General features: G+C 66.5%; 24 protein-coding genes. 9 read left to right on the top strand and 15 right to left on the bottom strand.

Translation table 11 applies throughout. The annotated features are described in order from the left end of the window. Positions 1-44 precede the first annotated feature (44 nt). Positions 45-1,562, bottom strand: a complete 1,518-nt coding sequence (gene glpK, locus G6N43_RS04605; RefSeq protein WP_083154992.1) for a glycerol kinase GlpK — start codon at positions 1,560-1,562, stop codon at positions 45-47. 37 nt (positions 1,563-1,599) lie between these two features. On the opposite strand from glpK, the gene G6N43_RS04600 reads away from it, so the two are divergent. The 4 genes from G6N43_RS04600 to G6N43_RS04585 are packed head-to-tail and all read left to right on the top strand — an operon-like array spanning position 1,600 to position 5,019. Continuing rightward, a complete protein-coding gene (locus G6N43_RS04600) occupies positions 1,600-2,361 on the top strand; it encodes a methyltransferase domain-containing protein (protein ID WP_179967966.1) in 762 nt (253 codons plus the stop codon). Between the two features lie 9 nt (positions 2,362-2,370). Next, entirely contained in the window at positions 2,371-3,858 is a 1,488-nt protein-coding gene (locus G6N43_RS04595; protein ID WP_083154776.1) for a glutamate-cysteine ligase family protein, read from the top strand. Continuing rightward, positions 3,855-4,292 (top strand): hypothetical protein, encoded by a 438-nt coding sequence (locus G6N43_RS04590; protein ID WP_234810176.1) that lies wholly within the window; start codon positions 3,855-3,857, stop codon positions 4,290-4,292. The genes G6N43_RS04595 and G6N43_RS04590 overlap by 4 nt, the downstream gene beginning before the upstream one ends. 46 nt (positions 4,293-4,338) lie before the next feature. Next, positions 4,339-5,019: a class I SAM-dependent methyltransferase gene (locus G6N43_RS04585; RefSeq protein ID WP_083154777.1), complete on the top strand. Its 681-nt coding sequence runs from the start codon at positions 4,339-4,341 to the stop codon at positions 5,017-5,019. Here G6N43_RS04585 and egtE read toward each other — a convergent pair. The 10 genes from egtE to G6N43_RS04535 form a co-directional block, all read right to left on the bottom strand. Continuing rightward, positions 5,016-6,146, bottom strand: coding sequence for an ergothioneine biosynthesis PLP-dependent enzyme EgtE (gene egtE / locus G6N43_RS04580; RefSeq protein ID WP_083154779.1), 1,131 nt, complete (start codon positions 6,144-6,146; stop codon positions 5,016-5,018). The two genes, G6N43_RS04585 and egtE, sit on opposite strands and share 4 nt — an antisense overlap. Further along, positions 6,143-7,108: an L-histidine N(alpha)-methyltransferase gene (gene egtD / locus G6N43_RS04575; protein ID WP_083154996.1), complete on the bottom strand. Its 966-nt coding sequence runs from the start codon at positions 7,106-7,108 to the stop codon at positions 6,143-6,145. The genes egtE and egtD overlap by 4 nt, the downstream gene beginning before the upstream one ends. Beyond that, entirely contained in the window at positions 7,108-7,797 is a 690-nt protein-coding gene (egtC, locus tag G6N43_RS04570; RefSeq protein ID WP_083154781.1) for an ergothioneine biosynthesis protein EgtC, read from the bottom strand. Before egtC ends, egtD begins: the two co-directional genes overlap by 1 nt. Then, positions 7,797-9,098, bottom strand: a complete 1,302-nt coding sequence (egtB, locus tag G6N43_RS04565; protein ID WP_083154783.1) for an ergothioneine biosynthesis protein EgtB — start codon at positions 9,096-9,098, stop codon at positions 7,797-7,799. Before egtB ends, egtC begins: the two co-directional genes overlap by 1 nt. Beyond that, entirely contained in the window at positions 9,095-10,384 is a 1,290-nt protein-coding gene (gene egtA / locus G6N43_RS04560) for an ergothioneine biosynthesis glutamate--cysteine ligase EgtA (protein ID WP_083154785.1), read from the bottom strand. Before egtA ends, egtB begins: the two co-directional genes overlap by 4 nt. Before the next feature lie 126 nt (positions 10,385-10,510). Continuing rightward, complete coding sequence (locus G6N43_RS04555; protein ID WP_083154786.1) at positions 10,511-11,194, bottom strand: sensor domain-containing protein; 684 nt, start codon at positions 11,192-11,194, stop codon at positions 10,511-10,513. Positions 11,195-11,196: 2 nt separating this feature from the next. Continuing rightward, positions 11,197-11,625, bottom strand: coding sequence for an organic hydroperoxide resistance protein (locus tag G6N43_RS04550; RefSeq protein WP_197745402.1), 429 nt, complete (start codon positions 11,623-11,625; stop codon positions 11,197-11,199). Between the two features lie 134 nt (positions 11,626-11,759). Continuing rightward, on the bottom strand, positions 11,760-13,208 hold the full coding sequence (locus tag G6N43_RS04545) for a catalase (RefSeq protein ID WP_083154788.1): 1,449 nt from the start codon (positions 13,206-13,208) through the stop codon (positions 11,760-11,762). A gap of 100 nt (positions 13,209-13,308) precedes the next feature. Then, the gene (locus tag G6N43_RS04540; RefSeq protein WP_234810177.1) at positions 13,309-13,719 is read right to left on the bottom strand and encodes a hypothetical protein; all 411 of its coding nucleotides are present in this window, start codon (positions 13,717-13,719) and stop codon (positions 13,309-13,311) included. 121 nt (positions 13,720-13,840) lie between these two features. After that, a complete protein-coding gene (locus G6N43_RS04535; RefSeq protein ID WP_083154790.1) occupies positions 13,841-14,227 on the bottom strand; it encodes a hypothetical protein in 387 nt (128 codons plus the stop codon). A gap of 255 nt (positions 14,228-14,482) precedes the next feature. Here G6N43_RS04535 and G6N43_RS04530 point away from each other — a divergent pair, with 255 nt between their 5' ends. The 4 genes from G6N43_RS04530 (at position 14,483) to G6N43_RS04515 (ending at position 18,134) form a co-directional block, all read left to right on the top strand. After that, positions 14,483-16,006 (top strand): FAD-dependent oxidoreductase, encoded by a 1,524-nt coding sequence (locus tag G6N43_RS04530; RefSeq protein WP_083154792.1) that lies wholly within the window; start codon positions 14,483-14,485, stop codon positions 16,004-16,006. Positions 16,007-16,070: 64 nt separating this feature from the next. After that, positions 16,071-16,304, top strand: coding sequence for a DUF7218 family protein (locus tag G6N43_RS04525; RefSeq protein ID WP_083154794.1), 234 nt, complete (start codon positions 16,071-16,073; stop codon positions 16,302-16,304). Then, complete coding sequence (locus G6N43_RS04520; RefSeq protein ID WP_083154796.1) at positions 16,304-17,395, top strand: M42 family metallopeptidase; 1,092 nt, start codon at positions 16,304-16,306, stop codon at positions 17,393-17,395. Before G6N43_RS04525 ends, G6N43_RS04520 begins: the two co-directional genes overlap by 1 nt. Before the next feature lie 40 nt (positions 17,396-17,435). Beyond that, positions 17,436-18,134, top strand: a complete 699-nt coding sequence (locus G6N43_RS04515; protein ID WP_083154798.1) for a GAF and ANTAR domain-containing protein — start codon at positions 17,436-17,438, stop codon at positions 18,132-18,134. Here the strand turns inward: G6N43_RS04515 and G6N43_RS04510 are convergent. The 4 genes from G6N43_RS04510 to G6N43_RS04495 form a co-directional block, all read right to left on the bottom strand. Continuing rightward, positions 18,131-19,198: a DUF4185 domain-containing protein gene (locus G6N43_RS04510; protein WP_407664888.1), complete on the bottom strand. Its 1,068-nt coding sequence runs from the start codon at positions 19,196-19,198 to the stop codon at positions 18,131-18,133. The genes G6N43_RS04515 and G6N43_RS04510 overlap by 4 nt on opposite strands. Positions 19,199-19,255: 57 nt before the next feature. After that, positions 19,256-20,290, bottom strand: coding sequence for an aspartate-semialdehyde dehydrogenase (locus G6N43_RS04505; RefSeq protein ID WP_083154799.1), 1,035 nt, complete (start codon positions 20,288-20,290; stop codon positions 19,256-19,258). Further along, positions 20,290-21,555 carry an aspartate kinase gene (locus G6N43_RS04500; protein WP_083154800.1) on the bottom strand — a complete coding sequence of 422 codons (1,266 nt, stop codon included), beginning with the start codon at positions 21,553-21,555 and terminating at the stop codon, positions 20,290-20,292. The genes G6N43_RS04505 and G6N43_RS04500 overlap by 1 nt, the downstream gene beginning before the upstream one ends. Before the next feature lie 126 nt (positions 21,556-21,681). Then, complete coding sequence (locus G6N43_RS04495) at positions 21,682-22,137, bottom strand: hypothetical protein (RefSeq protein WP_083154802.1); 456 nt, start codon at positions 22,135-22,137, stop codon at positions 21,682-21,684. Positions 22,138-22,314: 177 nt separating this feature from the next. On the opposite strand from G6N43_RS04495, the gene glnT reads away from it, so the two are divergent. Next, complete coding sequence (glnT, locus tag G6N43_RS04490) at positions 22,315-23,622, top strand: type III glutamate--ammonia ligase (RefSeq protein ID WP_083155000.1); 1,308 nt, start codon at positions 22,315-22,317, stop codon at positions 23,620-23,622.

Here is a 23,622-nt window from a genome sequence, read left to right as displayed (position 1 = left end):
TGTGCATTCGCGAGCGCTCAGCGCGCCTAAACGCACACAAATCGCTAGGAAACGTCGACCCAGTCGAGTGTGCGCTGCACCGCCTTCTGCCAACCGGCGTATCCGGCGGCGCGCTGTTCGTCCGTCCATGCCGGAGTCCAGCGCTTGTCCTCCTGCCAGTTGGCCCGCAGGTCGTCCGGGTTCTCCCAGAATCCGACCGCGAGACCGGCGGCATACGCGGCGCCAAGCGCGGTCGTCTCCGCGACGACGGGCTTGACCACGTCGACACCCAGCACGTCGGCCTGGATCTGCATGCACAGATCGTTGGCGGTAATGCCCCCGTCGACCTTGAGCACCTCCATGTGCACACCGGAGTCCGCCTCCATCGCGTCGACGACGTCGCGGCTCTGGTAGCAGATCGCCTCGAGCGTCGCCCGTGCCAGATGCGCGTTCGTATTGAACCGCGACAGCCCGACGATCGCGCCCCGCGCATCCGAACGCCAGTACGGCGCAAAGAGTCCCGAGAACGCGGGGACGAAGTAGACGCCACCGTTGTCCTCCACCTGCCGCGCCAGCGACTCGCTCTCCGACGCACCGCTGATGATGCCGAGCTGGTCGCGCAGCCACTGGACGGCCGAACCGGTCACTGCGATCGAACCCTCAAGGGCGTAAACGGGTTTCGCGTCTCCGAACTGATAGCACACCGTCGTGAGCAGTCCGTTCTCCGAGCGGACGATCTTCTCGCCGGTGTTGAGTAGCAGGAAATTGCCTGTCCCGTAGGTGTTCTTTGCCTCGCCCGCGTCGAGGCAGACCTGCCCCACCATCGCGGCCTGCTGGTCGCCGAGGATTCCCGTGATCGGCACCTGGCCCCCGACCGGGCCGTCGTCACGCGTCACACCGAAGGACTCGACGTGTGACGACGGCTTGATCTCCGGGAGCATTTGGTGCGGAATGTCGAAGAACGACAACAGCTCGTCGTCCCAGTCCAGCGTCTCGAGATTCATCAGCATCGTGCGGCTGGCGTTGGTCACATCGATGGCGTGCACACCGCCACGACTACCGCCGGTGAGGTTCCACAGCACCCAGGTGTCCGCGGTGCCGAAGATCGCGTCGCCCTTTTCCGCGTCGGCGCGCACTCCGTCGACGTTCTCCAGAATCCACTGCAGCTTGCCGCCGGAGAAGTAGGTCGCTGGCGGCAGCCCGGCCTTGCGCCGGATCACGTCGCCGCGGCCGTCGCGGTCGAGCGCCGAGGCGATGCGGTCGGTGCGGGTGTCCTGCCACACGATCGCGTTGTAGTACGGCCGTCCGGTCTTGCGGTTCCACACCAGCGACGTCTCCCGCTGGTTGGTGATGCCCAGCGCCGCCAGATCGGTGGCCGACAGCTTCGTGTTGTTCAGCGCCGACTGGATGACCGACGCGGTGCGTTCGGCGATCTCGACGGGGTTGTGCTCGACCCAGCCGGCCCTGGGCAGGATCTGTTCGTGTTCGAGCTGGTGACGCCCGACCTCGGCGCCGTCGTGGTCGAAGATCATGCACCTGGTGCTGGTGGTGCCCTGGTCGATGGCGGCGACAAAGTCAGCCAACTCGTGCTCCCTCCGGACGGCCCTGCAATCGTCCATCATGGTCCACGTGGCTCGTGAAGCAGTCGACATTGACCGCATGCCCCGCGGCGGGCCCGACGCGTCGTGCCTGGACCGGCTGCTCGAGACCGACCGGCTGGAATATCTCGACCGCGACGACGTGGCCGACGACGTCAAACGCAGCGTGATCCGGACGCTGGAGTGGACCGGCGAGTTCTTCGGCAACACCGACCGGTTCGCCAAGATCGTGATGGACGAGGTCGCCGACGTCGCAGACCCCAGGATCCTCGAGTTGGGCGCCGGACACGGCAGCCTGTCCCGAAAACTGCTGGAGTGGCACCCCACCGCCGAGCTCACCGTGACCGACATCGACGCGTCATCGGTGGCGGCGATGGCCGCGAGCGATCTGGGTGAGGACCCGCGCGCCACCGTGCGACAGATGGACGCCGTCGCCATCGACGCGCCCGACCGGCACTTCGATCTGGCCGTCTTCGTGCTGTCGTTTCACCATCTGCCGCCGGCCACGGCAGCGCGGGTGTTCGCGGAGGGCACACGCGCGGCCGACAAGCTGGTGATCCTCGATCTGCCCAGACCGCCTGCGCCCCTGCATCTCGTCCGACTCGCGACGATGCTGCCGTTCGCCCCGTTCGTTCCGTTCCTGCACGACGGGGTCATCAGCTCGCTGCGCGCCTACAGTCCGTCAGCGCTGCGGGCACTGGCCGAACACGCCGATCCGACGATCGAGGTGCAGTTGCGCGGCGGACTGCTGAATCCGCAGATCGTGGTGGCCACCCGTCGATAGGCTTCGGTCGTGGGCGAAGAAGTGCAGGACACCGAGTACTCCCGCGCGCACCGCCGCGAGTATCGGCGCAAGGTTCAGCAGTGTCTCGACATCTTCGAAACCATGCTGAAGGAGTCCAGTTTCGAGTTCGAGCGGCCGCTGACCGGGATGGAGATCGAGTGCAATCTCGTCGACTCCGACTATCAACCCGCCATGACCAATTCCGAAGTCCTGCAGGCGATCGCCGATCCGGCATACCAGACCGAGTTGGGTGCCTACAACATCGAATTCAACGTCCCACCCCGCCGGCTGCCCGGTCGCGCGGCGCTCGAACTCGAGTCCGACGTGCGGGCCAGTCTCAACGCGGCCGAGGCCAAGGCCAACGAACACGACGCGCACATCGTGATGATCGGCATCCTGCCGACGCTGATGCCCGAGCACCTTTCGGGCCGCTGGATGAGCGAGTCGGCGCGCTATAAGGCGCTCAACGATTCGATCTTCACCGCGCGCGGCGAGGACATCCTGATCGACATCAGCGGACCCGAACGGCTGAGCCTGCAAACCGAGTCGATCGCGCCGGAGTCCGCATGTACCAGCATGCAACTGCACCTGCAGGTGTCCCCCGCCGACTTCGCGCACAACTGGAACGCCGCCCAGGTGCTCGCCGGGCCGCAGCTGGCACTCGGCGCCAATTCGCCCTACTTCTACGGGCACCAGCTGTGGGCGGAGACCCGCATCGAACTCTTCGCCCAGGCCACCGACACCCGTCCCGACGAGCTCAAGACACAGGGCGTGCGCCCCCGGGTCTGGTTCGGCGAGCGGTGGATCACGTCGATCTTCGACCTGTTCGAGGAGAACGTCCGCTATTTCCCGTCGCTGCTGCCCGAATTGTCCGACGAGGACCCGGCTCGCGAACTCGCCGAGGGCCGCACGCCGCGGCTTTCCGAGCTACGGCTGCACAACGGCACCATCTACCGGTGGAATCGCCCGGTCTACGACATCGTCGAGCAGGACGGGGTGCTCCGTCCCCACCTGCGTGTGGAGAACCGAGTGCTGCCCGCGGGGCCGACCGTGGTCGACATGATGGCCAACGCCGCGTTCTACTACGGCGTGCTGCGGACGCTGGCCGAGGATGACCGGCCGCTGTGGACGAAGATGAGTTTCGCTGCGGCACAACATAACTTCACCGAATCCGCGCAGCACGGAATGAACGCGCGGCTGTACTGGCCAGGTCTGGGTGAGGTGACGCCGGACGAGTTGGTGTTGCGGCAGTTGCTGCCGATGGCCGACGAGGGGCTGCGGCGGTGGGAGGTCGCAGGTGAGGTCCGCGACCGCTACCTCGGCGTGATCGAGGGTCGCGCGAAGACCGGCCGCAACGGCTCATCGTGGCAGATCGCCACCGTGGACGCGCTACAAAACCGCGGGCTGTCCCGACCGAACGCCCTGGCCGAGATGCTGCGAATCTACTGTGAACGCATGCACAGCAACGAGCCCGTACACACCTGGGACGGGCCGTGACCAAACTCTGGATCGCCGTCGCGGCGCTGGTGCTGGCCCTCGCGGGCTGTGACAGCCGCCCGGCGCAGGCAGGCCCCATCGAGGCCGGCCTCGATCAGGAATTCGTGCTGCACGGTGGCCAGGAGGCCATGATTCAGGGTGCCGACCTGCGGCTGCGCTTCACCGACGTGCTGGAGGATTCCCGCTGCCCCACGCAGGTCGAGTGCTTCTGGACCGGCCAGGCGCGCATCTCCGTCGAAGTTGAGCAGGGGCAGCGGGTGCCGACGACCATCGAGTTCAACACGAACCCGGCGCCCGGCCAGAACAAGCAGGCGGTGCAGGTGGGCGACTACATCGTCGAGTTGAAATCGCTTGACCCGTATCCGCAGACACCCGACGACCGACCTGCGCTCACCACCTACAGCGCGATGCTGCTGGTGCGAAAGTCCGCGTAGAGCAGCCTCTTTCGTCGTTCCCAGGAACCCGGCGTAGGTTGGGGTCATGGCAGCTGAAGAGGTTATGGAATGGGACGACGCCTACCAGGAACACGGTCCCTTCGAAGGGCCGCCGCCGTGGAACATCGGCGAACCGCAGCCTGAACTCGCCGCAGTGATCGAGAGCGGCAGGGTCCGCAGCGACGTGCTGGACGCCGGCTGCGGATACGCCGAGCTGGCGCTGGCGCTGGCCGCCGCCGGCCACACCGTCGTCGGCATCGACGTGTCACCGACCGCCGTCGCGGCCGCCACCAAGGCCGCGAACGAGCGCGGTTTGAGCAATGCCACGTTCGTCCAGGACGACATCACGTCGTTCACCGGTTTCGACGGACAGTTCAACACCATCATCGACAGCACCCTGTTCCACTCGTTGCCGGTCGAAGCCCGCGACGCCTACCTGCGTGCGGTGCACCGGGCGGCCGCGCCGGGGGCGGTCTTCTACGTCCTGGTGTTCGAAAAGGGCGCGTTCCCGGAGGGGTTCGGCCCGCATACCGTCACCGAAGACGAGTTGCGCCAAGCGGTGTCGAAGCACTGGACCATCGACGATATTCGGCCCGCATTCATCCACGCGAACATGGCGGTGGCCATACCCGCCGACGCACCCTTCACGCTGCCGGCCTATGGCCAGGACGAGAAGGGCCGCGACAAGATGCCTGGCTTCCTTCTCACCGCACACAAGGACGGCTAGGTCACCGCGGCCAGCACCTTGGCGAACTGGCCGAGCTCCTCGACCGTGACGTCGACGTGCGGCGACGCCCGCAACACCGGCGACGCCATCTCGAACGGTGCCCGCAGCGTTTCGGCGTAGGTGGTGACGATGGCGTGCTCGGCGATCAGCTGTGCGCGCACCTGCTGCGGGTCGGCGCCGTCGACCGGCTCCAGCGTGGTGATCGCCGTCGGTTCGTCGACCGCCTCGACCACCCGCCATCCCCTGACGTCGGCGAGCGCCTCGCGCGTCATCCCGCCCACCTCGGCCAGCCGTTCACCGATCCGCGCGGGTCCGGCGGCCAGGTACTCGCCGAGCGCAACCGAATAGCCAACGCGCGCAGCGACATTGGCCTCGCCTTGCTCCAGCCGCTCCGTCACCGTCAACGGCAACCCCCACTCCGGGGGTGGTAGCCGCGGTTTCAGTGTTCGCGAGAGGTCGTCCCGCAGCGCCAGGAACCCGACACCGCGCGGACCGGCCACCCACTTGCGCGACGAGCTGTAGATCGCCGAAGGTGTTACAGCACAATCGAGATGGCCAAGCGCCTGCGCCGCGTCGATCACCAGTGCCAGGTCCAGATCACGGCAGACGTCGGCCAGTGCCGCCATCGGTTGAGCGATGCCACGGTGACTGGCCAGTGCCGTCAGATGCACCAGCGCGGGCCGATCCTCGGCCAGCGCGCGGCGAGCGGCATCGACGTCGAGCCGGCCCTCGCCGTCCACAGGCAATGTGCGCACCGCGAAACCGTTGGCCGCCATGATCGCCAGGTTGGGTCCGTACTCGCCGGGCAGGCAGGCGACGGTGCGCTCACCGGGCCAGCTGGACAGCAGGAGGTCAAGCGCGTTGTTGGCCCCGGTGGTGAAAACGACACCGCTGCTGTCGAGACCGGTCAGCGCCGCGATGGCCGCACGGCCCGCGTCGAGCACCGGCGCGGCGGCCGCGGCCGCGACATATCCGCCGACCTCGGCTTCATGGCGGGCATGCTGCGCCGCGGCATCGATGACCGCGAAGCTCTGCCGGGAGCACGCCGCGCTGTCGAGATGTATCCCGGCGACGGCAGGCCTGGCCGCGCGCCACTTTTCGCCGAGGCTTTCCGGTTCTGACGTCATGGCGTCGCCAGCGAGAGCCCGAAGTCGCCGGCGTCGTCGGTCCACCAATGGGTGCGGCGCAGGCCGGCGTCGGCCAGTTCGGCGGCCACCCCGTCGGGGCGGAACTTGCACGACACCTCGGTGAGCATCTCCTCGCCGTCGGCGAAGTCGACGGTCAACCCGAGTCCTTTCACGTGCACGCGCTGAGCGTGGTTGGCGCGCAACCACATCTCGATGCGCTCCTCGTCGGCGTTCCACTTGGCGACGTGGTCGAAGGCGTCGAGTACGAAATCGGCGTCCAGTTCACGGTTGACCACCGCCAGCACGTTGCGGTTGAACTTCGCCGTGATGCCCGCGCTGTCGTCGTATGCCGCAACCAACCGGTCGGCGTCCTTCACCAGGTCGGTGCCCAGCAGCAGGCTGTCACCGGGCTGAAGGGTCTCCGCCAGCGTCGACAGGAACTCGGCGCGCGGTTCCGGCGTCAGGTTGCCAATCGTCGAACCGAGGAAGGCGACCAGTCGGCGGCCGACCCGGGGAATCTTGCCGAGATGCTCCTCGAAATCCCCACACACCGCATCGATCTCGACGCCCGGATACTCCTGCTCGATCGCGGCTCCGGCAGCGCGCAGCACCGAGGCGTCGACGTCGAACGGGATGAACCGGCGCAGGGATCCGCTGTCGCGCAGCGCGTCGAGCAGCATGCGGGTCTTCTCCGACGTGCCACTGCCGAGCTCGACGAGGGTGTCCGCCCCGGACGCCGCGGCGATCTCGGCCGACCGCTCCCGCAGAATCTGCGCCTCGGTGCGGGTGGGGTAGTACTCGGGTAGGCGGGTGATCTGATCGAACAGATCGCTACCGACGGAGTCATAGAACCACTTGGGCGGCAACGTTTTCGGTGTCTGCGTCAACCCTTCGCGCACATCGCGGCGCAGGGCGTCGCCCGCCGAGTTCGCGGACAGGTAGTTCGACAGTGCGAACGTCATCATGAACCTTTCAGCGGGATCAGCTCGATATCTCGGCCGATGACGGAGATCAGATGTCGATCGGGAATCTCCTGCCAGTCGGGGTTGTCATCGTAGGGTTCGCTGGCGAGCACGACGCCGTCGTCGCATCGCAGCGCCGAGAGAGTGTCGCCCCACGTGGTGGCGAGAAGCCGAGAGCTGTTGGCGGCCAATATGTTCAGTCGGGCATTCGGATCCGCGGCGGCGACTTCGACGACGGTGTCGCCGAGCGCATCCAGCCCCCGATCGAAGATCAGCGCCGCCAACAACGCACTGTCGCAGGTGGACTCGGCCTTCGCGGAAAGCGGAAGGACGGCACGGTCGACGAGGCCGTTGTGCGACAGCAGCCAGTGACCGTCGGTGAACGGCGCGGACGCCGTGGCCTCGATCGGCATCCCGACGCTTGCCGACCGTACGGCCGCGACGATGGACCCGCTGCGCAGCATGGGCGCCACCGATGCGAACGACGCATCCCCCCACAACGGCGCGGCGCTGCGCCAGCGCCGCGGGATGGGCCCGTCGAAGAATCCGACACCCCAGCCGTCGGCGTTCATCAGTCCGTGCTTCTGCCTACGCGGTGAATACGACTGCACCAGAAGACCGTTGGGTGGCTCCAGCACCAGCGATGCAACGGAGACCGGTTTTCCGAGCCAGCCCAGGTGTCGGCACATCAGCCGACATCCCACGCGAGCCGCACACCCGAGAAGATCTGCCTCCGGTTCGGGTGGTCCCAGTTGCGGAAACTCGGCCGTAGGATGTTCGACGCGACCGCCCATGAGCCGCCGCGCAGGACCTTGTAGTCGCCGGACCCGGTGCCTTCGAAGAAGGGCGCCGAGTACTGCTCGTAGAGCATCGGCGTGAAACCCGGCCACGGCCGCAGCGGCGACGTGGTCCACTCCCATACATCGCCGAGCATCTGTTCGGCGCCATACGCCGACGCGCCTGCCGGATAGGCGCCCACCGGTGCGGGCCGCAGGGCATCACCGCCGAGGTTGGCCAGATGCGCCGTCGGCTCCGACGAACCCCACGGATAGCGGCGGCGCGCGTTGACCGCCGGGTCCCATGCGCAGGCCTTCTCCCATTCCTGCTCGGTCGGCAGCCGTGCGCCCGCCCACTTCGCGTAGGCCTCGGCCTCGAAGAACGTGATGTGCTGCACGGGCTCGTCGGCGGGGATCTCCTCGACATGGCCGAAGCGGGTCCTGGTTCCGGTCAGCTCGCCGTCGTTCCAGAACTGCGGCGCCCGCAGTCCCGCCTCCTGCCTGTGGGACCAGCCGGCATCGGACCACCAGCGGGGGTTGTCGTATCCGCCGTCGTCCATGAACTGCCGCCACTCACCGTTGGTGACCGGCACCGTGCCGATACGGAAGGCCGGCAGGTCGACCACATGCGGCCCGCGCTCGTTGTCCAGTGAGTGCGGTTCGGTCACCGCGTCGACCCCGAGGATGAACTCACCTGCGGGCACGAGCACCGACGTGCCCGCGACCCCGGACCTGCCGGACGGCAGCGGCGCGCCGCGGTCCAGCAGTGGGGGTCCGGATCGCAGATTCAGCGCCTGCAGCATCGTCTCGTCGTGCTGGTTCTCGTGGCTGATCACCAGTCCGAAGGTGAACTCGTCACCATCGTCGGCGGGTAGCGCGTCGAGGCGGTCGAGTGCCCTGTTGCGCACGGTCGCGCAGTAGGACCGAGCTTCGGTGGGCGACAGCACCGGAAGGTCGATGCGGCTGGCGCGAGGGTTGAGGAATGCGTCGTAGCACCGCTCCACCTGCGGATCGAGGAGTCCGGGACGGGCCGGGTCGTTGCCGCGCAGCAGCCACAGCTCTTCCTGCCAGCCGATGTGGGCGAGGTCCCACACCAGCGGGCTCATCAGCGGGTTGTACTGGCGGTGCAGTTCGGCGTCGTCGAAGTCGACCAGCCGCAGAGTTCTGTCACGGGCAGTCGTGAGTTCGCGGGCGAGTGTCTCGCGTCGGCTCACAGCTCCCCTTGCGCCAATTGGGTGACCGCCGGTGCGATGCCGTGTTCGACGACCCGATCGGAGAAGTCGTCGGCCGGGCACCGGCCCTGTTCGACCGAACGCACCAGCTGCTGCATCGATTCCTCGAGTTCGGCGGGAGCCCGTTCCGCGGCAGCTGTCACGCACCGTTTCGCGGCGTTGGCCAGCCTTCGGTCGCCGAGTCCGATCTGCGCGGCGCGGTCCCACGCGGTGGCGACCGATTCGGTGGCCTCGGCGGCGATATCGGCGGCGATCGGGTCGTCGAGCAGGGTGACGAGTGTGTAGGCAACGGCCGGCCACACCGCGTCGGGGACGCTGTCGAGGTACCGGATCTCCAGCCAGCGGCGTGGCCGCACCGGCGGGAACAGCGTGGTGAGGTGATAGTCGAGATCGGCCCGCGTTGGTCTGCGGTCGCCAAGCATCACGCGACCGTCGGCCCAGTCGGCGAACGGCACCCAGGACGTCACCGGAGTGACCTCGTTCTTGGCGGGCGTGTTGACCAACATGACGGGCGCCTTCAACGCATATCGCGCCCAATCGCTGGCCGGGTCGTCGCCGTTGACGCCGAGGACAGGTCCGCAGCGCGCCGAATCCAGTTGGCTCCAAACATGTTGGCGCGCCGAACGCCAGCCCGCGAACCTGCCGCCGAGCAGTGGCGAGTTGGCCGCGACCGCGATCATGGTCGGGCCGAGTGCATGCGCGAGCCGCACCCGGTCGGCCCAGCCGTCCTGCGGCCCGGCGTCGAGGTTGATCTGGATCGAGGCCGTCGACGTCATCATGGCCGCCCCGGCAGCGCCGGTCTGGCTGGCGGTGAAGAACGTCTCCATCGCCTGGTAACGGGCACCCGGGTTGACGCGCTTGGCAGGGCGCAGCGGATCGGCGCCGAGCAGCACCAATCCGAGACCCGCCTGCGCGAAGGCCGCTCGTAGCGCGGCGCGGTCGGCCTGCATCGCGGCGATGGCAGGCACCGGCCCGTCCAGCGGGGGTCCCGACAACTCGACGGCACCGCCGGGTTCGACCGTTATCGAGCTGCCACCGGGCAATGGCGGCACGGCCGCTATGGTCGCGTTGATCTCATCCCACCCGGGCCGCCGCATCGGGTCGGTCAGATCGAAGCAGTGCGCCTCGACCTCCAGACCCACCCGACCGACCGGGCCGTCGTCCAGACAGGTGTCACCGATATAGCCGGCGGCATCGTTTGCGCTGGTGAGCTCGACTTCAGTGGTTGGACACGCGTCGTCCACAGCGGACGTCATGGCAAAGGTCATGTCTTTCCGGCCCCTTCCGGGTAGGGAAACGATCGCTGCCTCCCTACATCTTCCAGACCACACCGACAAAGTCCCACGATTTTTCTCGTGACTTCGTTTAGTGGGTGTGCCGGAATGCCGCTGCCGTTACTGCCCCAGGGTGTTCTGCATGGCGCCGGCCAGCACGTTCACCGCCGGACCGCCGTTACCGGATTGACAGACTTTCGCCTGCAGCAGAACGTTCTCGCGCTTTCGGGTCGTGTTGAAGCATCGACGGTCGGTACCCGCCTCCTGCTTGACCCAGTCGAGGTCGGTCGCCGTGGCCGGCCCACCGGTGAAGCTCCACACCTGGGTGGTCATGTTGTCCAGGTGCATCGCGGTGGTCTGGCCGTTGCAGCCGAGCGTGCGGTCGACGACGCGGTGGAACGCGCGGTCGGCGGCGTCGTTGGTGGCGAAGACGCCGACCGCCTGCTTGACGAAGTTCCGTTGATCATTCGGGCCCGTCTGCGCCACCGCACCGTTGAACGACGCCAGGTCCGGGTCTGCGTACACATCGGGCAACCCGATGTCGGCCCAGTTGTTGCACGACGGGTTGTCGACCCAGAACGACTGGAACGGCGCGTTGTACGTCCACTCGAACCGAAACGGCGCGCCGACGATGTTGCTCACCGATCCCTTCGGCAGCACGGCGTAATTCACCACTCCCGGATCAGAGGGCTTGGCCGAAATCTCGGCGGCAGGCGCCGCCAGTGACAGACCCGTGCCGACACCGATGCCTGCCAGGACTGCGAGAGTTCTGCCGAGACCGTTGTGCGCCCGCCGGGCTGTCATGGTTACACCTTCGCCGACAACTTGACGTCGATGTTGCCGCGAGTGGCCTTGGAGTACGGGCACACCTGGTGGGCCTTCTCCATCAACTCGTCGGCGGCGCTCTGCTCGAGGCCGGGCAGGTAGCCGATCAGGTGCGCGTTGATGGCGAATCCGCCCGCGGGATCCTTGCCGAAGCCGATCTGCGCGGTGATGCCGGTCGCATCGTCGAGGTCGATCTTCTCGTTGCGGGCCACCAGGCGGAGCGCACCGAGGAAGCATGCGGAATAGCCTGCGGAGAACAGCTCCTCCGGGTTGGTGCCCTCGCCGCTGCCACCCATCTCCTTCGGGTGGTTGGTGTTCAGATCGATCCTGCCGGTCGATGACTTGACGTGGCCCTCGCGGCCACCTCCGGTTGCTGTGGACTCTGACGTGAATACGACTTCGATGCTCATGGGCTCGATCATGCCAGCCGTGGTTCAGAGGGCAAGACGCCCGTACTCGCCGAACGGCTTCCGCCGAGTGCACGCTTGTTGTACACGAATCGCGAGAAGACCCGAAAACAAGCGTGCACTCGGCGACAAGCTCCCTAGCCCTGTTTGGCGCGCACGCCCTCCTCGACCTTCTTGCCGAGGTCGGGATCGACATTGGTCCAGTACTCGAACACCCGAGAGAGCACCGGCTCGCGCACACCATCGAGCACGTGGCCGATGATGTTGTGCGCCAGTCGATCCCGTGCGTCGTCGTCGAGCACCTCGCGCACCAGGGTGCCTGCCTGCCCCCAGTCGTCGTCCTCGGCACGCAGCGCGTAGGCCGCGCGCACCATGTCGCCGTCGGATGCCCAGTGCACCTCGGCGGCGCGCTTGGGGTCGGCCTCCGGACCGCCCATCGAATTCGGTGCATACACCGGATCCGTGGCGTTGCGGATGCGCATCGCGCCGTCCTTTGAGTAGGCGCGGACCTCGACGTGCGGCTCGTTGACCGGGATCTGCTTGTAGTTCACGCCGAGCCGCGCACGGTGGGCGTCGGAGTAGGAGAAACCCCGGGCCAGCAGCATCTTGTCCGGACTGAGTCCGGTGCCCGGAACGATGTTGTTCGGTTCGAACGCGGCCTGCTCGATCTGCGCGTGGTAGTCCTCGACATTGCGATTGAGGGTCATCTTGCCGACCTCGTGCAGCGGGTAGTCGCCGTGCGGCCACACCTTGGTGAGGTCGAACGGATTGAACCGATAGGTCTTCGCCTCCTCGAACGGCATGATCTGCACGAACAGCGTCCACGTCGGGAAGTTGCCCTCCTCGATCGACGTGAAGAGGTCGCGCTGGTGGTAGTCACCGTCCTCACCGGCGATCCGGTCGGCGTCCTCCTGGGTGAGGAATTCGATGCCCTGGTCGGTCTTGAAGTGGTACTTCACCCAGAACAACTCGTCGGCGGCGTTGAGCCAGCTGTACGTATGGCTGGAGTATCCGTTCATGTGCCGCCAGGTCTTGGGGATACCGCGGTCGCCCATCAGCCAGGTGACCTGGTGGGCCGACTCGGGTGACAGCGTCCAGAAGTCCCATTGCATGTGGTGGTCGCGAAGATTGTTGGCGGCCATCCGCTTTTGCGAGCGAATGAAGTTCTGGAACTTCATCGGATCGCGGACAAAGAACACCGGGGTGTTGTTGCCGACCATGTCGAAGTTGCCTTCGCTGGTGTAGAACTTCAGCGCGAAGCCGCGGGGATCGCGCCACGTGTCCGGGCTGCCGCGCTCACCGGCGACGGTCGAGAATCTGGCCACCATCTCGGTCTTGGTTCCGGGCTGGAAAACCGCGGCTTTGGTGAAGTTGCTGACGTCGGCGGTCACCTCGAAATGACCGAACGCCCCACCACCCTTGGCGTGGGGCTGTCGCTCCGGGATGCGCTCCCGGTTGAAGTTGGCCATCTGCTCGATCAGGTAGTGGTCCTGCAGCAGAATCGGGCCGTCCGGACCGACCGTGAGCGAATGCTCGAGGCTGGGGATCGGATTGCCGGCGTCGTTGGTCGTGTACTTGTCGGTCATCGGGTGTCATCTCCTCGACGAGGCGTTTCAGGCCGGGTGGGCTGGGCCTCGCCGAGGAGAATGACCCGAACTAGAGTCGGTCAAAACATCAGGACGGGCTTCAGGAAGGGCGCGCCGGAGTCGTCTGGCCGGGGCCCTGCGGCTCACCGGGCGACTGCGGCGGCTGGAACCTGGGCCCACCCGGGCCGAAGCCAGGACCACCACGCCCGAAGTCGCCGGGCGGCGGAAGCATGAACGGCGGCGGACCGCGGTGGAACTCCACGAAGCCATGCTCAGGGCCGTGGTCACCCCTGGGCCCACCACGATGGCCGCCGCTGTGCGCTCCGAGGATGAATCCGGAGAAGAAGATCACGGCGACGATGAACACCACACCCGCGACGATGCCGACCCAGGCGGCAACGGTGGTCACCTTGCTGCGGCGCGGCTCCTCGCGGACAACGGGTGCTGCGGGTGGCGGGGCGACGACCGGGCCGGTCGCGGGTTCTGAGGAGGACGTCGGTGTTTCACTCATGGCCAAGATCATGCAGACGGTATTGATGTGCCAGTCATGTATTAGCTATGAATCCGCTGTGTACGCCCCGACGAGTTCGGCCCGCCACCCGGTAATGGTGGCGGGCCGAATATTCAGTTGGTCAGGGGGTCGCGATCAGGACCGGCGCCTTGTCGAACAGCGGACGCTTCGGAGTCACCGGCCTGGAGGGCTCCGAAGACGTGCCGGGCTCGGTCAGCACCGACAGGTTGCCCCCTGCCAACGGGGCGCGCACGTCGGATCCCCGTGCGGGCGGCGGCGTGGTGACGACGACCGAGCCGTTGCGGCACGAGACGATCTTGCCGTCGACGTAGACGTCTTCTCCGTTGTGGATCGGGATGTTGTAGCCGTCGGCGTCGGTGTAGTTGCAGCCGCCGGGGCCGGAATCGTCGTTGTCAGTGGCGAACGCGGTCGCGGGAGCAATGGCGAGCACGGCCAGCGCACCGACGACCGTCGCGGCGTACTTGAAGGTCTTGATGGACTTGGTCATTGGGGTTCCTCTCGGGAGTTTCGTATCGGTGCGTCGTTGCTGAAGAAATAGTCCCGAGATCGCGGGGCGACCGTAATCGCTCGCAGGCCAGACTTCGCTTCTGTCCGGGAAGGTTTTGCTATCCGTCAGGTAAGGGCGGCGACCCACACCGCGGCGTGTGGTAACGCCATGGTGCGATCGCGGCCGAATTCCCGCCGTGCGGTTACAACCGGCGTCTCACGTTTGATCAGACGCACGCCGGGTAGGTCTGGCCTCATGTCCTCGCTGTGGCTCGCCGACCAGACCGAACCCGTCACGACGCTGTCCGATATCGAAAGCGTCCGAACGTCGTCGGACGTGGTCATCGTCGGCGCCGGAATCACCGGCCTCACAACGGCTGTGTTGCTGGCCAGGGCGGGAAAGCGGGTGACCGTCGTCGAAGCCCGACACGTCGGGGCCGGGGCCACCGGCAACACCACCGGGAAAGTCAGCCTGCTGCAGGGCACCAAGTTGTCACGTATCGCCTCCAAGCACGGGCAAGACATCCTGCGGGACTACGTCACCGGCAACGCCGAGGGCCGCGACTGGCTGCTCCGCTACTACGAGGACCACGGCCTGCACGTGCAGCGCGAGGACGATTTCGCATACGCGCAGAACGTGGACGGTGTCGACACCGCCAAATCGGTTCTGCAGGCGTGCCGCGAAGCGGGACTCGACGATGCCGAGTGGGTCGATCAGGCCGACGTGCCCTTCCCGTTCCGGGGCGGCGTGCGACTGCGTGACCAGGCGCAGGTCGACCCCATGCCGTACCTGAACAGCCTGGTGACCGAACTCGAATCCAACGGCGGCACTCTGCTCCAGGGTGTGCGGGTCGCGTCGATTTCAGGCACGGGACCACTGCGGATTTCGGTGCGGGTTCCGGCATCAGCCGAAGATCCACAGCAGCAACAGATTTCGATCACCGCCGCGCAGTGTGTGTTGGCCACCGGCATTCCGATTCTGGATCGCGGCGGATTCTTCGCACGCGTGAAGCCGCAGCGCTCCTACTGCTTGGCCTTCGACGTGCCCGGCGACATCACCCGACCGATGTTCATTTCGGTCGATTCGCCGACCCGGTCGGTGCGTTACGCGCCGACCGCGGACGGCGAGAAGCTCGTCGTCGGCGGCGCCGGGCACACCGTCGGCCGTGCAGATTCGCCTGCCGCGGACATCGAGGACCTCGCGAAATGGGCTGCGCTGCACTATCCCGGTGCCGTCCAGACCCACTTCTGGTCGGCGCAGGACTACCACCCGGTGGACGAACTCCCCTATGTCGGGCCGCTGTTGCCCAAGTTCGAAAAGCTCTTCGTCGCCACGGGATTCGACAAGTGGGGCATGTCCAACGGTGTCGCTGCGGCACTGGCGCTTTCGTCGCAGATTCTCGGCGGCCGGATGGACTGGCGGCGCGCGTTCGCGAGCTGGAGCCCGCACGAGGCCGCAGGCATCACCACCGCCCTGATGGCGAACCTCGAGGTGGGGATCAACCTGGCGAAGGGATGGGTCTCGCCGATCACCGCCTCCGGGGCGACCCCGAGCGAAGGCCAAGGCGTGGTCAGCGGGCCGCCCTGGCACCTGCAAGCCAAGAGCAAGGTCGACGGCGTGACCCGCATCGTCTCACCGGTGTGCCCGCACCTCGGCGGCATCGTGAAGTGGAACGACGCCGACTGCTCATGGGATTGCCCGCTGCACGGCTCGCGGTTCGCACCCGACGGAACTCTGATCGAAGGTCCGGCCACCAAGGGGCTCACGCCAGGACCGTGACCGCCGGACGTGTGTCCCCGATCCCAATCGGGTACCCATCACCTCGTTCGGAAGGAGCAGGACGATGGCCAAAGACCACGGATCCAGCGTCAAGAACGACAAGCAATACGAGGGACTGCGCGAGAAGGGCATGAGCAAGTCGCGCGCGGCGGCGATCGCGAACTCACCGGGCGCCTCGAGCAGAGGCGGCAAGAGTTCTGGCAGCAGCCAAAGCAGCCGCAGCAGCGGTAGCGGCAGTGGCGGTAACCAGTCGCAAAAGAAGGCAGCCGGGCGCAAAGGCGGCAAGAAGTCCAGCTAGTGACCGGTCAAACCGAGCTTGACCGCGACCTCTTGCAAGAGCTGTTGTGGGCGTATGGCCCGTCCGGCCAGGAGGACGCGGTTCGCGAGGTGTGTCTGCGCGAGCTGGCCCCCTGCGTCGATGAGTCGTGGATCGACGAGGCCGGCAACGTGGTTGGCCTCATTCGCGGCAGTGGGGGCGCCTCAGCACTGAGGGTCATGGCGCACATGGATGAACTGTCGATGCTCGTCAAACGCGTGGAATCCGATGGCACTCTGCACGTGAGCCAACTGGGCACGATGTACCCCGCCAATTTCGGCCTCGGCCCTGTCGCGATCCTCGGTGATAATCAAATCCTCTGCGGCGTACTGTCTTTGGGCTCGGAACACACCACGAGGGAAAGCCAACGGATCTGGGAGACCAAACCCGACCAGGGCGACAAGGCGCTGGACTGGTCCCACGTCTATGTTTTTACCGGCCGCACCACCGATGAACTGGCGGAGGCGGGCATACGGCCAGGCACCCGGGTGTGCATCGAAAGCAGCAGGCGCACATTGGTCGAATTCGGCGACTACCTCGGTTCGTACTTCATGGACGATCGCGCACCCGCAACCGCCCTGCTGCAGACGGTGCGAGCTTTGCGCGCAGGCAACCGGCGTCCGAACGCCGATGTGTACGTGGTTTTCACCACCAGCGAGGAGATCGGCGGCGTCGGCGGCTCGTACGCGAGCCGCTCCCTGCCCGGCGATTTGACGCTGGCGCTGGAAGTCGGCCCGACCGAGGCGGAGTACGGCACGAGCGTGAGCGGGGGGCCGATCATCGCCTACAGCGACGCCGAGTGCGTCTACGACAAGAACATCGCGGACCGATTGATGCAGATCGCCACCGAGCGTGGCCTGCGCCCGCAGCCGGCGGTGTTGGGTGCGTTCGAGTCGGACGCCTCTCATGCAAAGGCTTCCGGCCTCTCGCCGAGGGCTGGTCTGCTGTGTCTGCCCACATTGAGCACGCACGGCTACGAGGTCATCGCGTGCGACGCCATTCCGGCGTTGGTCGGCGTCCTCGCCGAGTTCATGGCGCCCTACCAGGGGGGACGACGCAGACCTGCGCATTGACCGTTGACTAAACGCCCCCCGCTCGGGGTATACCTGATTTATGCCGGACGGAACCGGTCACCCGCTGGCGCAAACGCTGGGCAATCTTGCGGTGGAGATGCAGGCCCAGCGGGGCAGCACCGACACCTTGCGCACGATCGTCGACGCGGCCGCAGAGATCGTTCCCGGCGCTCGGTGGGCGGGCATTTCTCTCATCGAAGGCAGGCGGGTGATCCCCGAGGTGCCGACCGACCCGATCGTTGCCAAACTCGACGATCTGCAGACGGAGTTGGGAGACGGGCCGTGTCTCTCGGCGCTCAAAGAGCACGGCACGGTGCACATCAACGACATGAACGGTGACGTCCGCTGGCCTCAGTTCGCCACTGCAGCATTGCAACTGGGTGTCCGAAGCTTGCTGTCGTTTCAACTGTTCGTGCGCAGCAACAATCTTGGCGCCCTCAATCTGTATGGCACCGAAGCCGGCGGATTCACCGAGGATTCAGTGGATATCGGAGTGATCCTGGCTCAGCACGCCGCCGTCGCAATGGCGGGTGCGGCCGCCGAACAGCAATTCCACGCCGGTCTGGCCAGTCGCGACATCATCGGTCAGGCCAAAGGGCTGCTGATGCAGCGCAACAACCTCACGGGTGTTCAGGCGTTCGCCATGCTGACCCGCGCCTCACAGGACGTCAACATGAAGCTCGCGGATGTGGCCCGCTGGCTGGTCGAAGAACACGAACGCGGTTTGGGTGCCGATTAGGGCTTGAACGGGTTCACCGCGAATTGGATGACCCGATACGGCGTCCCGCCGCGGGGAGTGGTGTTCCACTGGCTGACGAAAACCCGTAGCTCGTCCAGTGTGGAGCCTGGCGAGATGTATCCGCCGTATGGCTGCGCCAGCCGGTTGTTCTCCGGTGGCCCAAGGTCTTCCGCGGGATCCGGCCATTCCGTGGCGACGACGACTGTCGTCACCGGTGCGGTACCCAGGCCCGTCGGGTCGTGGGCTACACGCACCTCCATGTTCCCGGTGGTGGCGTTGAAGTACGACAGCACCGTCTTGCCGTCGATCTGGCGGATGCTCATCTCGCCGGTCATGTCCGGCCACAACGGCGTCGGCGCATGTCCCCAGCCCAGGTCCTGCGACCAGCCCTGCCAACTGGAGCGGTCGGTGAAGGTCTCGGGCTGGGCGCGGTACAGCACCATCGGTCCGGTGCGGTCGAAGTTGTTGGCGACGATGTACACCCAGCCACTCTCGGAATCCGACTTCGGGATCGGGTCGTAGTAGCCGCTGATCTGCGACTGTCGCGAGTCCACATAGGCTGCGTCGCGCTCTGAACCCGGTAGCGTCGGCCAATTGCCCTGCGCGGGATCGGCTTTCACCAACCGAGAGCTCAGCGGATTGAGGTCGCGGACCGTGGTGACCATCATGTAGTTCTCACGGTTGATCTGCACCACACCGGCGGGCAGCTGCGACGTGCCGGGCTCGGTGGGGTCCGCCAGCAGCGGCCGGTCGGTGCCCGTCACGCCGTCGTAGCGCACCCCACTCGGGTCGTCGATCGAATCCGTCTCGACGTGCAACGCGATGGGTGAGTACCAGCCACCGAAGCCGACGGCCTGACCGGCGAAGCTGTCGCCGCAGACCTGCAGGATGCCGCTCGGGAACTCCATGAACTCGCAGAGGTCGGTGGCGCCGATACCGTAATCCCTAGTGGGCGTGCCCGTTCCGGCAGTCGGTGCGATCCGCACGACCTGCCCCGGAGCGAGTGGATGCAGGATCGGGTCCGGCGCGGGGACCGGCGGATCGGCATAAGCGGCAGCCGGCAAGACCAAACTCCAGCAGAGAACTACCGCGAGCAGACCTGCTGACCGGCGCAACGGCGGTTAGAGCTCGGCGGCCAGCAACTCGGCGATCTGAATCGTGTTCAGCGCCGCGCCTTTTCGCAGGTTGTCACCCGACAGGAAGAGCGCAAGCCCACGACCGTCCGGCACGCCGGGGTCCTGGCGGATACGGCCGACCAGCGTCTCGTCGATACCCGCGGCCGCCAGCGGAGTCGGCACATCGACCAGCTTCACGCCTGGCGCATCCGCAAGCAGCTCACTGGCGCGCGCCACCGACAGCGGCTCGGCGAACTCGGCGTTGATCGACAGCGAGTGTCCCGTGTACACCGGCACGCGCACACACGTCCCGCTCACGAGAAGGTCGGGAATGCCGAGGATCTTGCGGCTCTCGTTGCGTAGCTTCTGATCCTCGTCGGTCTCCCCGGATCCGTCATCCACGTAGGAGCCCGCCAGCGGCACCACGTTGAACGCAATCGGCGCAACGTATTTCGAGGCTGCAGGGAATTCGAGTGCGCTACCGTCGGCCACCAATTCCTTGCTGTTCGCGACCACGGCGCTGGCCTGGGCGTGCAACTCTTCGACACCGGCGATCCCGCTGCCCGACACCGCCTGGTAGGTCGACGCGATCATGCGCACCAGGGACGCCTCGTCGTGCAGCACCTTGAGCACCGGCATCGCGGCCATCGTCGTGCAGTTCGGGTTCGCGATGATGCCCTTGGGTCGACGCCCGGCGTCGCGTTTGTAGTTGACCTCGCTGACCACCAGCGGCACATCGGGGTCCTTGCGCCACGCCGACGAGTTGTCGATGACCACCACGCCCGCCTCCGCGAACCGCGGTGCCTGCACCCGCGACATCGTCGCGCCCGCCGAGAACAGCGCGATGTCCAGGCCGGTGGGATCGGCGGTCGCGGCGTCCTCGACCTCGATCTCCTGGCCGCGGAACGGCAGCTTCTTGCCCTGCGAACGCGCCGACGCGAAGAACCGCACGCTGGTCGCGGGGAAATCGCGCTCCTCCAGCAGCGTGCGCATGACCTGGCCGACCTGCCCGGTCGCGCCGACTACACCGATGTTGACCATTAGCGTCCCGTCCCCGCATAGACGACGGCTTCCTCGTCACCGCCGAGGCCGAACGCCTCGTGCAGCGCGACGACCGCCTTGTCCAGCTCAGTGTCCTTGACCAGCACCGAGATTCGGATCTCAGACGTGGAGATCAGGTCGATGTTCACCCCGACTTCCGCGAGCGCCTCGCAGAACCGCGCGGTGACACCGGGATGGCTGCGCATCCCCGCCCCGACGAGCGACACCTTGCCAATGTGGTCGTCGTAAAGCACCTTGGAGAAGCCGATCTCGTCCTGCAGAGACGTGAGCTTCTCCACGGCGCCCGGTCCGCTCTCGCGCGAGCAGGTGAACGTGATGTCGGTCTTGCCGTCCTCGATCTTGGAGATGTTCTGCAGCACCATGTCGATGTTCACGTCGGCGTCGGCGACGGCGCGGAACACCTTGGCGGCATACCCGGGAACGTCGGGCAGACCGACGACGGTCACCTTCGCCTCGCTGCGGTCGTGCGCTACGCCGGTGAGAATGGCGTCTTCCATCGGGATGTCCTCCATCGATCCTTTGACAAGAGTCCCTGGCTTGTCGGTGTACGACGAGCGGACGTGAATCGGAACGTCGTAGCGACGCGCGTATTCCACGCATCGCAGCATCAGCACCTTGGCGCCACACGCGGCGAGCTCGAGCATCTCCTCGAAGCTGACGGTGTCGAGGTGGCGGGCGTTGCTCACGATGCGCGGATCGGCGGTGAAGATGCCGTCCACGTCGGTGTAGATCTCACACACGTCGGCGTTCAGCGCCGCGGCCAGCGCCACCGCGGTGGTGTCCGACCCGCCGCGGCCCAGCGTGGTGACGTCCTTGCTGTCCTGGCTGACGCCCTGGAACCCGGCGACCAGCACGATCAGCCCCTCGGCGAGGGCGTCCTGCAGTCGGCTGGGGGTGACGTCGATGATCTTGGCGTTGCCGTGCGTGCTGGTGGTGATCACGCCGGCCTGCGATCCGGTGAACGAGCGGGCCTGGGCGCCCAGCGAGTCGATGGCCATCGCGACCAGCGCGTTGGAGATGCGTTCACCCGACGTCAGCAGCATGTCCATCTCGCGAGCCGGGGGCGCGGGAGACACCTGACGGGCCAGATCGAGCAGGTCGTCGGTGGTGTCGCCCATCGCGGACACGACCACGACCACGTCGTGGCCGGCCTTCTTCGTCTCGACGATGCGCTCGGCGACGCGGCGGATCCGCTCGGCGTCGGAAACCGAGGATCCACCGTACTTCTGGACGACGAGCGCCACTGGGCATGCCTTTCAAATGGTTGGGACCGCGCCTATCGGTCCAGCACAGTCCCATCAAGGATAAGGGTTTGGCGCATTCGATTTTCTCCGCCGGTCGCCCAGGCGGGACTCGGGCACTCGCAGCCGTCAGTCGCAGGCGTCCGACAGTTCGGTGAGGCCGTCGGTGATGCGCTTGTTCAGCATCGTCATCTCGAAGTACACCGGCGGCGCGGGCGTGCCCGGCTTGTGGTTTTCTGCCTCGATCCGCATCCGCGGCAGCATGGCGACGAACTGCGAGGCGGCGTGGGCGACCTGGATGGCTGTGGACGCCAGGTTTGGATCGTTTATCTCCTGGGCGCGCTGCGCGAGGCCATCGGCCCACTGCTGGTAAACGGCATCCTCGGCCACCGTCGGCACGGCGGGGTCGCTGTCGCTGGCCTTCGAGTCGATCAAGTCGCCTTGGCTCTTGTTGAACTCGAGGAAGGCCTGCACCTGCTTGCAGTCCTCGGACGTCCGGTTGAAGACGGTGTTGGACAGCACGACCGCGACGGCGGCGATGACAACGACGCCGATGGCGACCCACCACCGTCGATCAAGTCTCATCGCTGAAACTCTAGCGACCCACCGGTTTTTAACGTGCAGGCAACATCGTGCGCTTGTCTACGTAACAGAAACATTGGTTACTGACAGTGAACGGCCCAGCCTCTGGGCGGTTGCGCTGGCCGCGCCGGGCGGTCCGTCGGTATGGTGTTTCCTGAGAAGAGACAAGGTTTCCGCACAATGTCCAACGATCTCGCATCTCTGGCCGAAGAGTCCGGGACGAAGTTCATCCTCGCGCTGTTCGTCGACCTGCGCGGCAAGCCGTGCGCCAAGCTGGTGCCGGTCGAGGCCGTCGATCTGCTCGCCACCGAGGGCGTCGGTTTCGCCGGATACGCCGTCGGCGCCATGGGCCAGGAACCCAAGGACCCAGACATGATGGCCATCCCGGACGCCGGGTCCTTCACCCCGATCCCGTTCCTCAAGGAGGGGCTGGCGATCGTGCACTGCGACCCGCACGTCAACGGCGAACCGTGGCCCTACGCACCCCGGGTCATCCTCAAGTCGATCATCGCGCAGGCGTCCGACGCGGGGTTCGAACCGTGGGTCGGCGCTGAGGTCGAGTACTTCCTGCTGCACCGCGGTGCCGACGGCACACTGTCCACCGCCGATGCGGCCGACACCGCCGCGCAACCCTGCTACGACGCCCGCGGTGTCACCCGGATGTACGACCACCTCACCGCGGTCTCGACGGCGATGAACCGGCTCGGCTGGTCCAACTACGCCAACGACCACGAGGACGGCAACGGCCAGTTCGAGCAGAACTTCCAGTTCGCTGACGCACTGACCACCGCGGACCGCGTCGTCACGCTGCGCTACCTGCTGTCGATGATCGCCGCCGAGCGCGGCATGATCGCGACCTTCATGCCCAAGCCGTTCGCCGACCGCACGGGAAGCGGTCTACACCTTCATCTTTCGCTGACCAGCGGCGGATCGCCGGTGTTTCCCGCGAACGAGCCCGACGCGCGCGGGCTGGGACTTTCGGAGACCGCCTACTCGTTCATCGGCGGCATCCTCGAACATGCCTGCGCGTTGCAGGCCGTCGTCGCGCCAACGGTCAACAGCTACAAGCGGACCCGCGCGACCGGCACCGCGTCCGGCGCCTCGTGGTCGCCCAACACGCCAAGCTACGGGGGCAACGACCGCACGCACTACATCCGCGTGCCCGACGATCAGCGGGTCGAACTGCGCGGCGGCGACGGGTCGGCCAACCCCTACCTGGCGATCGCGGCGACACTCGGTGCGGGTATCGACGGCATCAAACGCAGCACCGACCCCGGAGATGTTGGCTCCCTGGGACGTTCGGCGCTGCCACCGACGCTGCTGCACGCGGTGGACGAACTCGAGGCCGACCCCGTCATCACCGGGGTGCTCGACGCCGCAGGTGAGGGTGTGGCCTCCTACTTCGCGAGCATCAAGCGTGACGAGTTCTTCGCCTACCACAGTGCCGTCACGCCGTGGGAGATCGACCACTACCTGACCGCCTTCTAA

The organism is Mycolicibacterium moriokaense (assembly GCF_010726085.1).
GTDB classification, from domain to species: Bacteria; Actinomycetota; Actinomycetes; order Mycobacteriales; family Mycobacteriaceae; genus Mycobacterium; species Mycobacterium moriokaense.
This window is presented reverse-complemented; position numbering and strand designations above follow the sequence as displayed.

Bases quoted from the DNA above. Each gene is read 5' to 3' on its own strand.
- G6N43_RS04545 (WP_083154788.1), bottom strand. From the start codon at position 13,208: ATGACCGACAAGTACACGACCAACGACGCCGGCAATCCGATCCCCAGC.
- G6N43_RS04540 (WP_234810177.1), bottom strand. From the start codon at position 13,719: ATGAGTGAAACACCGACGTCCTCCTCAGAACCCGCGACCGGCCCGGTC.
- G6N43_RS04555 (WP_083154786.1), bottom strand. From the start codon at position 11,194: ATGACAGCCCGGCGGGCGCACAACGGTCTCGGCAGAACTCTCGCAGTC.
- G6N43_RS04525 (WP_083154794.1), top strand. From the start codon at position 16,071: ATGGCCAAAGACCACGGATCCAGCGTCAAGAACGACAAGCAATACGAG.
- glnT (WP_083155000.1), top strand. From the start codon at position 22,315: ATGTCCAACGATCTCGCATCTCTGGCCGAAGAGTCCGGGACGAAGTTC.
- G6N43_RS04585 (WP_083154777.1), top strand. From the start codon at position 4,339: ATGGCAGCTGAAGAGGTTATGGAATGGGACGACGCCTACCAGGAACAC.
- G6N43_RS04535 (WP_083154790.1), bottom strand. From the start codon at position 14,227: ATGACCAAGTCCATCAAGACCTTCAAGTACGCCGCGACGGTCGTCGGT.
- egtA (WP_083154785.1), bottom strand. From the start codon at position 10,384: ATGACCTTTGCCATGACGTCCGCTGTGGACGACGCGTGTCCAACCACT.
- G6N43_RS04515 (WP_083154798.1), top strand. From the start codon at position 17,436: ATGCCGGACGGAACCGGTCACCCGCTGGCGCAAACGCTGGGCAATCTT.
- G6N43_RS04600 (WP_179967966.1), top strand. From the start codon at position 1,600: ATGGTCCACGTGGCTCGTGAAGCAGTCGACATTGACCGCATGCCCCGC.
- egtE (WP_083154779.1), bottom strand. From the start codon at position 6,146: ATGACGTCAGAACCGGAAAGCCTCGGCGAAAAGTGGCGCGCGGCCAGG.
- egtD (WP_083154996.1), bottom strand. From the start codon at position 7,108: ATGACGTTCGCACTGTCGAACTACCTGTCCGCGAACTCGGCGGGCGAC.
- egtC (WP_083154781.1), bottom strand. From the start codon at position 7,797: ATGTGCCGACACCTGGGCTGGCTCGGAAAACCGGTCTCCGTTGCATCG.
- G6N43_RS04530 (WP_083154792.1), top strand. From the start codon at position 14,483: ATGTCCTCGCTGTGGCTCGCCGACCAGACCGAACCCGTCACGACGCTG.
- G6N43_RS04495 (WP_083154802.1), bottom strand. From the start codon at position 22,137: ATGAGACTTGATCGACGGTGGTGGGTCGCCATCGGCGTCGTTGTCATC.
- G6N43_RS04550 (WP_197745402.1), bottom strand. From the start codon at position 11,625: ATGAGCATCGAAGTCGTATTCACGTCAGAGTCCACAGCAACCGGAGGT.
- G6N43_RS04505 (WP_083154799.1), bottom strand. From the start codon at position 20,290: ATGGTCAACATCGGTGTAGTCGGCGCGACCGGGCAGGTCGGCCAGGTC.